Here is a 7,129-nt window from a genome sequence, read left to right on the forward strand (position 1 = left end):
ATTAATAATTAATAATTAATAATTTATAATTGACAGTTAGCTTCTGCGAATCATTTCTCGCATAATCTCAGTCATCTTTGGCTGGGCGGCATTGGCTGCAACCTGTACCTCCTCATGGCTCACCTCTACAGGAACGTCGAAGCCACCGAGGTCGGTGATGATACTGATGCCGAACACCTTGATGCCGCTATGGCGAGCCACGATAACCTCCGGAACGGTACTCATACCTACTGCGTCACCGCCTAAGACGCGATACATGCGATACTCTGCAGGAGTCTCGAAGGTAGGACCCTGAACACCTACATATACACCATGCTTGATATTGATGCCTTTCTCCTTGGCAATCTCGTCAGCCAAATCACGCAACTGCTTGTCGTAAGCCTCGTGCATGTCCGGGAATCGGGGACCGGTAGGGAAGTTCTTGCCCCGCAGCGGATGCTCTGGGAAGAAGTTGATATGGTCGTCGATAATCATCAGGTCACCGATTTCGAAGTCAGGATTCATACCTCCAGATGCATTGCTGACAAAGAGGGTCTCGATGCCCAGTTCGTGCATCACGCGCTCAGGGAAGGTAACCTCCTTCATGTTATATCCTTCATAGTAATGGAATCTGCCTTCCATTGCCATGATGTCCTTGCCGCCCAGCTTACCGAAGATGAGTTTGCCGGCATGGCCTTCTACGGTAGAAACCGGGAAGTTGGGTATCTCGCTGTATGGAAATTCATAACTATCAGTTATTTCTGAAGCTAATTGTCCTAGACCGGTTCCCAGAATGATTGCCGTTTTCGGACTTGTGGTCATCCTTTCTTTTAGCCAGGATGCTGTTTCTTGAATTTTTTCGTACATAGCTAATGATTTTTTCGTTAAAATTATCTTGTTGCTCCAGCATGAAGCTTACCTTGATAGGCAGTTCATACATGCTTTCTTTTACAGTTTCGTAGAGTCCCTCTGTATCTCTCAGTCTCACGGCGTCTTTTTCTGTCGTGATGATGATACGGGGTTCCGGCATGGCTTCGAAGGTGCTGTTGATGCGGTCGATATCCTTGCGCTTAAACTGATGGTGGTCACCGAAGGAGAGGGTCTGTACTCCCTTTGCCATTGGCTTGATGTCGTGTTCCATCTGTTTGGGCGATGCAATACCCGTCAGGAGCAGCACATGATAGTCGGTCATTCCCGTCAGGGCAGGGTCTTTCACTTCTTCCTCTTCATCGCTCTTGATTTCCTTTGGCTTCAGTTCCTTGCTGTTGAATACGCCCTTTGGGGTATCATAGTCAATGCAGGTGAAGTAGAGCTTCTGGAAAGGGTAGAGGTTCATCGCCTTGGTCAGCACTCTGAACTCCATCGGCTTCAGGTCCTTCGGACATTTGGTGATGATCACGATGTCGGCACGGTTCTTTCCGCTCAGCGGTTCGCGGAGCCTTCCTGCCGGCATCATCTTGTCATAGATGATGAGACGGTGATAATCTACCAGCAGGATGTTGATGCCTGGCTTGACATAGCGGTGCTGGAAGGCATCGTCCAGCAATACCACATCCACGTCCTTGGTTTCCCCGTCGTTCTGCAGATGGTCAATACCTCTTACTCTTTTGGCATCTACTGCAACATAGATGTCCTTGAATTTCTGGTGCATCTGGAAGGGTTCATCGCCAATCTCTGTCATCTCGGTATTTTCATCGGCTAGCACATAGCCGTGACTCTTTCGTTTGTAGCCACGGGAGAGTACGGCAGTTTTCACTTTGTCGTGAAGCAATCGGATAAGATATTCCACATGGGGAGTCTTTCCCGAACCACCCACGGTAATATTTCCCACAGAGATAACCGGTATCGAGAATGCTCTGCTCTTCTTCAGTCCGATGTCGAAGAGCCAGTTGCGGAATCTCACGATGGAACCGTATATCCAACTCAGTGGTAATAACCAATCATTGACCTTGATAAGATCACCTTCTGTTCTCATGTCTCTCTCCTTTGTTTTTTACACCTTATTATATATTAATGTATATTGAGCACGAATGGCATGGCTGCCTGCACAGGCTCCTTCTCCTTGATGCTGCGAATCAGCATGAATGGTTTGTACAGGTCGCCTAATGTCAACTGCAGCTGTTCGTCGAGATAGCTGCCGCCATTGCCCGACAGTTCGCCCATCAGCTGGGTGAGCCAGTCGGCTGCCATAGGATATTCGGTAGTACCATAGTCAGAAATCTTTGCCAGTTGGGCTGCCTTGGCTACAGCATCGTCCAGACTGCCGAAACCGTCTATCAGCTTGATGTTCTTGGCGTCTGTTCCCAACCATACTCTTCCCTGTGCGATATTCTCTACCTGGTTCACGCTCATCTTTCTGCCGTCAGCTACACGCTTACGGAAGAGGGCATAACCGCGGTTCACGTATCCTTGCATGCTGGCAATCTCGTTGGCTGTCCATGGACGGCTGCTTCCTGCGGCTCCATAGCCGCTGTTCTTGTTGGTCTTCACCTCGTCATACTTGAATCCCAACTTCTTGGTCATCAGCTCGCTGAAGTCTGGCAGGGCACCGAAGATGCCGATACTGCCGGTCAGGGTAGTAGGCTGTGCCATGACATATCTGGCTCCCATACTCATATAGTATGCACCTGATGCTGCCATTCCTCCCATGGAAACCACCACAGGCTTCTTCTTGTTCAACTCACTGACGGCACGCCAGATCTGCTCTGAAGCGTAGGCATCGCCACCGCCCGAATTGATGCGGAGTACAACGGCCTTGATGCTCTCGTCATCACCCAGGGCCTGCAAGTCTTTGATGACCGTGGTGCTGACAATCTGCTCTTCATTCCCGTAGAGGCTAGGAGTAGCTGTGCTGACAATGCTTCCGGAACAGTAATATACGGCAATCTGGTCAGCAAGGATATTGCTGTCGTCAATGGCAGCATTCACGTCAGCCATTGATACTTGCTTGATCTTGTCGTCAGCTTTCAGTCCGAGCTGCTTCTTGACCACGTCCCTGATTTCATCGTAATAGCAGAATCCGTCTACCATCTTGCGGGTCTTCAGGAGCTTGCTGTCTTCAAATACCATCAGTCCGTCGGCATAATGGTTCAGCGAATCCTTGTTGATGCCGCGGCTCTTGCTGACGTCGGTAAGCACCTTCTGCCAGAGTCCGGTTACGTATCGGGTAACCTGCTCGCGGTTGGCATCGCTCATCTTGTCCTCGGTATACATTTCTGTGAAGCTCTTGTACTTGCCCACCTTTACGATATTGAAATGAACGCCAAACTTAGCTGCCACATCTTTTATATATTGTGTCTGTGAGGCAATACCATGCCAGTCTACCATACCTTCCGGGTTGATGTAGACCTTGTTGGCAACAGATGCCAGGTAATAGCCTCCTTGAGTATATTGGTCACCGTATGCGATGATCCACTTGCCGCTCTTCTTGAAGTCAGCCAGTGCATCACGAATTTCCTGAAGTGTCGCATAGTCAGAAGTCAGGACACCGGTTTCCAGATAGATTCCCTTCACCTTGTCTTCATTCTTTGCCTTCTTGATGGCAGAGAGAATGTTGTTCATGCCAAGGTTGTTGAACTTGTCTCCCGTCAGTTCACCCAGCCAGTTGTCCTCAACTCTGTCGCTGATCTGCCCCTGCAACTTGAGCACCATCACCGAATTGTCTTTCAGTGAAGGTTTGCTGCTGCTTGCTGCTACCATACCAATGAGGCAGATGAATCCGAGTATCGCCATGATGATACTGAATCCGAAGATACCAACGATGGTGGCTGCTACATTTTTGAAAAATTGTTTCATAATAATGCCAATATTTAAATTATAGCTGCAAATATAATAAAAAAGCGACAAACGACAAAGAGATTTGGACAAAATAACCGAAAATTGTTGAAAATATAACATAGTATTAACAAAAAAATGCGTATCTTTGCCGGAGATTTAAGAAACTAATAAGATAAGGCAATGAAAAAAATGGTTATTTCTTCTGTGCTGATGCTATGCTCTTTGTCTGCATTGGCACAATCTACAGCCCGCAAATTCGTACTGAAAAACAGTGCTGACGGTCAGAGCGAGCTGACTTGTTATTTACCTCAGAATCCTACAGGCCGTGCCGTGGTTGATTGTCCTGGTGGTGGCTATTCCCATCTGGCAATGGATCATGAGGGTCATCAGTGGGCAGAATATTTCAACAGGCAGGGTATTGCTTTCTTTGTGTTGAAGTATCGTATGCCTAAGGGCGACCGTAACATTCCTTTGAGTGATGCCTATCAGGCTATGCGCACGGTTCGTGACAGTGCTGCTGTCTGGCATATCAATAAGGATGATGTGGGAATCATGGGCTTCTCGGCTGGTGGTCATCTGGCTTCTTCTGTCAGCACGCATGCTGAATATGATGCCCGTCCTGATTTCTCCATTCTCTTCTATCCGGTCATTTCCATGGATGAGCGCATCACCCATAAGGGTTCCTGCGTCAATTTCCTGGGCGAGGAGCGCAAGACCAATCCTCAGCTGGTGAAGGAATGGTCTAACGATAAGGCAGTTCGCCGCCATCTTACTCCCCGTGCCATCATCCTGATGTCGAGTGACGATGAGGTGGTTCCGCCGGTTACCAATGGTGTGGCTTATTATTCTGCCATGCGGAATGAGGGTAATGAATGTACGATGCATGTCTATCCTACCTGCGGTCATGGCTGGGGCTTCCGTGATGCAGCTCACGGTTTCCCTTATCACGAGCAGATGTTGAACGACCTGACTTCCTGGCTGAATCATTTCCAGGGTCCAAAGGAGGATGCGGTCCGTGTGGCTTGTATCGGTAACTCCATCACCGATGGCTTTGGAATAGGAATGGCACCTGTCAAGGGGTATCCTGCCGTTTTGCAGAAGAAGTTGGGGGATGGTTATCAGGTGAAGAACTTTGGTGTTTCTGCCCGTACCATGATGAATAAGGGTGACTTGCCTTACATGAACGAACTGGCGTGGAGAGATGCGAAGGCTTTCAATCCTAACATTGTGATTGTCAAGTTGGGAACCAACGATAGCAAGACTCATAATTGGGCGCACGGAGCAGATGAATTTCGCCAGAGCATGCAGGCGATGATTGATACCTTGAAGGCATTGCCTAGTAAGCCGAAAATCTATCTCTGTTCGCCGATACCTGCCTTTAAGGATACTTGGACTATCTGCGATAGCGTGATTGTGAATGGCGAAATGCCAATCATCAAGAAACTCGCCAAGAAGAACAAATGTCAGTTCATCGATCTCCATACTTCATATACCTATGGTGATATGATGCTGAATGATGGTATTCATCCGAATGCAAAGGGAGCAGCGAAGATGGCAGATATCATCTTTGATGCGATAGAGAAAAAATAAAAAGGTATATGAGCTGCTGACTCTGATACCTTAATAAATAGGGGCATCTTTGTTTCTTGGAAAGAGACAGAGGTGTCCCTATTATTTTTATGAGCCACAAAAAAAAGGATAAAAAGAGGGATTTCGTAAAATGAACCAAAATGAACCAATTTTTCTGAATCTCTACATGAGAAATACAGAAATTCAGAAAACCTTTTATCTATCAACGACTTAGAAGATTGTATATGAAAAGAATAGTAAAAAAATGTTGATTTTCGTAGAACGATATTAATTTTTTAACACGCATAATTTGCTAGTTTCCAACATTTTTCGTATTTTTGCAAGGAGATTCTATATCTCTTATGTAGAGATTCTTAAGAACGAAGATAATAATAATATAAGTGTGGCTTTCATATAAGCGAAGCGTATGATACACAATTTGCTAAACACGGGCTTACCTGCATCATGTATGCAGAAGGCTGAAAGACATAAAAGTATTGAAGATTAGTGGAAGTTAGTCTATTGATTTTTCAATGCTGTGATACATATCACAACCTTAATAATCCGGGGAGAGAAATCTTTTCAGGAGAAACCGAGGTATATTCTGCAGCCAACTAAAGATAACATTCACCTACTCTTCATTCTTCCTTCTTCGCTCTTCATTCTTCGCTCTTCACTCATCACTCTTCACTCAAATTATGTGGTTTATAGTCAATACAGACAAATTTCAAGAACAAAAAACGAAAGAGTTTCTTGAAAAAACATATCCAGGCATAGTGAAGTTTGTCTATCTGCCCAAATGCCGAACGAAGTATGTCAATGCCCAGGGAGAAGAACGCTTCCGTTTTCGCCCGTTGATATATGGTTTGCTGTTTATCAAGGCAGACAGCATCAAGGTTTTAAAGAAAATACTGACACCTTGGGGGTATTTCGTCTATGAAGATTTCATCCGTAGTCTGGAAACAGGCGAACTGCAGAAAGAAAAGCTAGTCTCAAGTGCACATCTTCTTTGTAAGGATGTCAAGAACTTATCCACGGATGACATTGTCAAAACTGCCACTATTCCAGATGAAGACATGGAGCATTTTATTTATTTCAGTGATAAAGTGGCAGATGGCATAGAGGGACTGAGTATAGTAGATAAGCGATATGATGACCTCATTCTGGAGAATGATACCGTCCGCATATTCAGTGGACCTTTGGCTGGTTGGGTTGGCGTGGTCAAGCAAATCAAGAACAAGGGCAAGAAAGACCGCCATCTTTTTGTGCGATTTGGTAATAATCTCTGTCTCAGTTTTTCCAACGTTCGTCAATACGATATGCAGGTAGAGCATGAGGCAACAAAGGGACCGAAAGCAGAGGCTGTGGGCGTGTGGCGTGCCATCGACCAGATGGTTGGCTATCTTCAGGCAAAACAGCCTTCCGAGAATGCATATCAAACATTGCGCACTCTTTTCTTGGATTATCAAAAGAGATTGCCTGTCTATCGCAATAAGAGTATGTCGGATTTGGCATACGAAAACAAGAAAGAAAAGAGCACGGTTGCCCAGCAGCAAAAGGTTTTGGATCAGATAGACAAAAGAATGCGAAATAACTTCCGTGTTCTTTCCAATTACTTGAAGGCAGGTGAAATCACCCTGGAAAAGTGGTTGAAAGACCTGATTCCTGATGCCCCATTACGTCCATTTCTTACACCTACTTCTGGAGCAATCATCCCGGAAGGACATGATTATACGGTGTTGCATCATCAAGGAATCACGGAGCTTATCCTCCGCTGTAATCTTCGGGATGTTTTCCAGGATAA

General features: G+C 46.0%; 5 protein-coding genes. 2 read left to right on the forward strand and 3 right to left on the reverse strand.

Annotated elements, in window-relative coordinates:
• Positions 1-36: 36 nt before the first annotated feature.
• The 3 genes from ACQRBJ_RS06840 to sppA are packed head-to-tail and all read right to left on the reverse strand — an operon-like array spanning position 37 to position 3,774.
• Positions 37-846, reverse strand: a complete 810-nt coding sequence (locus ACQRBJ_RS06840) for a purine-nucleoside phosphorylase (protein ID WP_295347242.1) — start codon at positions 844-846, stop codon at positions 37-39.
• On the reverse strand, positions 731-1,954 hold the full coding sequence (lpxK, locus tag ACQRBJ_RS06845; RefSeq protein WP_295347243.1) for a tetraacyldisaccharide 4'-kinase: 1,224 nt from the start codon (positions 1,952-1,954) through the stop codon (positions 731-733). Before lpxK ends, ACQRBJ_RS06840 begins: the two co-directional genes overlap by 116 nt.
• Before the next feature lie 35 nt (positions 1,955-1,989).
• Complete coding sequence (gene sppA, locus ACQRBJ_RS06850; RefSeq protein WP_445303170.1) at positions 1,990-3,774, reverse strand: signal peptide peptidase SppA; 1,785 nt, start codon at positions 3,772-3,774, stop codon at positions 1,990-1,992.
• Between the two features lie 162 nt (positions 3,775-3,936).
• On the opposite strand from sppA, the gene axeA1 reads away from it, so the two are divergent.
• Positions 3,937-5,346, forward strand: a complete 1,410-nt coding sequence (gene axeA1 / locus ACQRBJ_RS06855) for an acetylxylan esterase AxeA1 (RefSeq protein ID WP_445303171.1) — start codon at positions 3,937-3,939, stop codon at positions 5,344-5,346.
• 755 nt (positions 5,347-6,101) lie between these two features.
• Positions 6,102-7,129, forward strand: a 1,028-nt coding sequence (locus ACQRBJ_RS06860; RefSeq protein WP_445303172.1) for a hypothetical protein, incomplete at its 3' end; no start/stop codon positions are given.

The organism is Prevotella sp. SGI.167, assembly GCF_050313615.1.
Taxonomy (GTDB): domain Bacteria; phylum Bacteroidota; class Bacteroidia; order Bacteroidales; family Bacteroidaceae; genus Prevotella.

Bases quoted from the DNA above. Each gene is read 5' to 3' on its own strand.
- lpxK (WP_295347243.1), bottom strand. From the start codon at position 1,954: ATGAGAACAGAAGGTGATCTTATCAAGGTCAATGATTGGTTATTACCA.
- axeA1 (WP_445303171.1), top strand. From the start codon at position 3,937: ATGAAAAAAATGGTTATTTCTTCTGTGCTGATGCTATGCTCTTTGTCT.
- sppA (WP_445303170.1), bottom strand. From the start codon at position 3,774: ATGAAACAATTTTTCAAAAATGTAGCAGCCACCATCGTTGGTATCTTC.
- ACQRBJ_RS06840 (WP_295347242.1), bottom strand. From the start codon at position 846: ATGTACGAAAAAATTCAAGAAACAGCATCCTGGCTAAAAGAAAGGATG.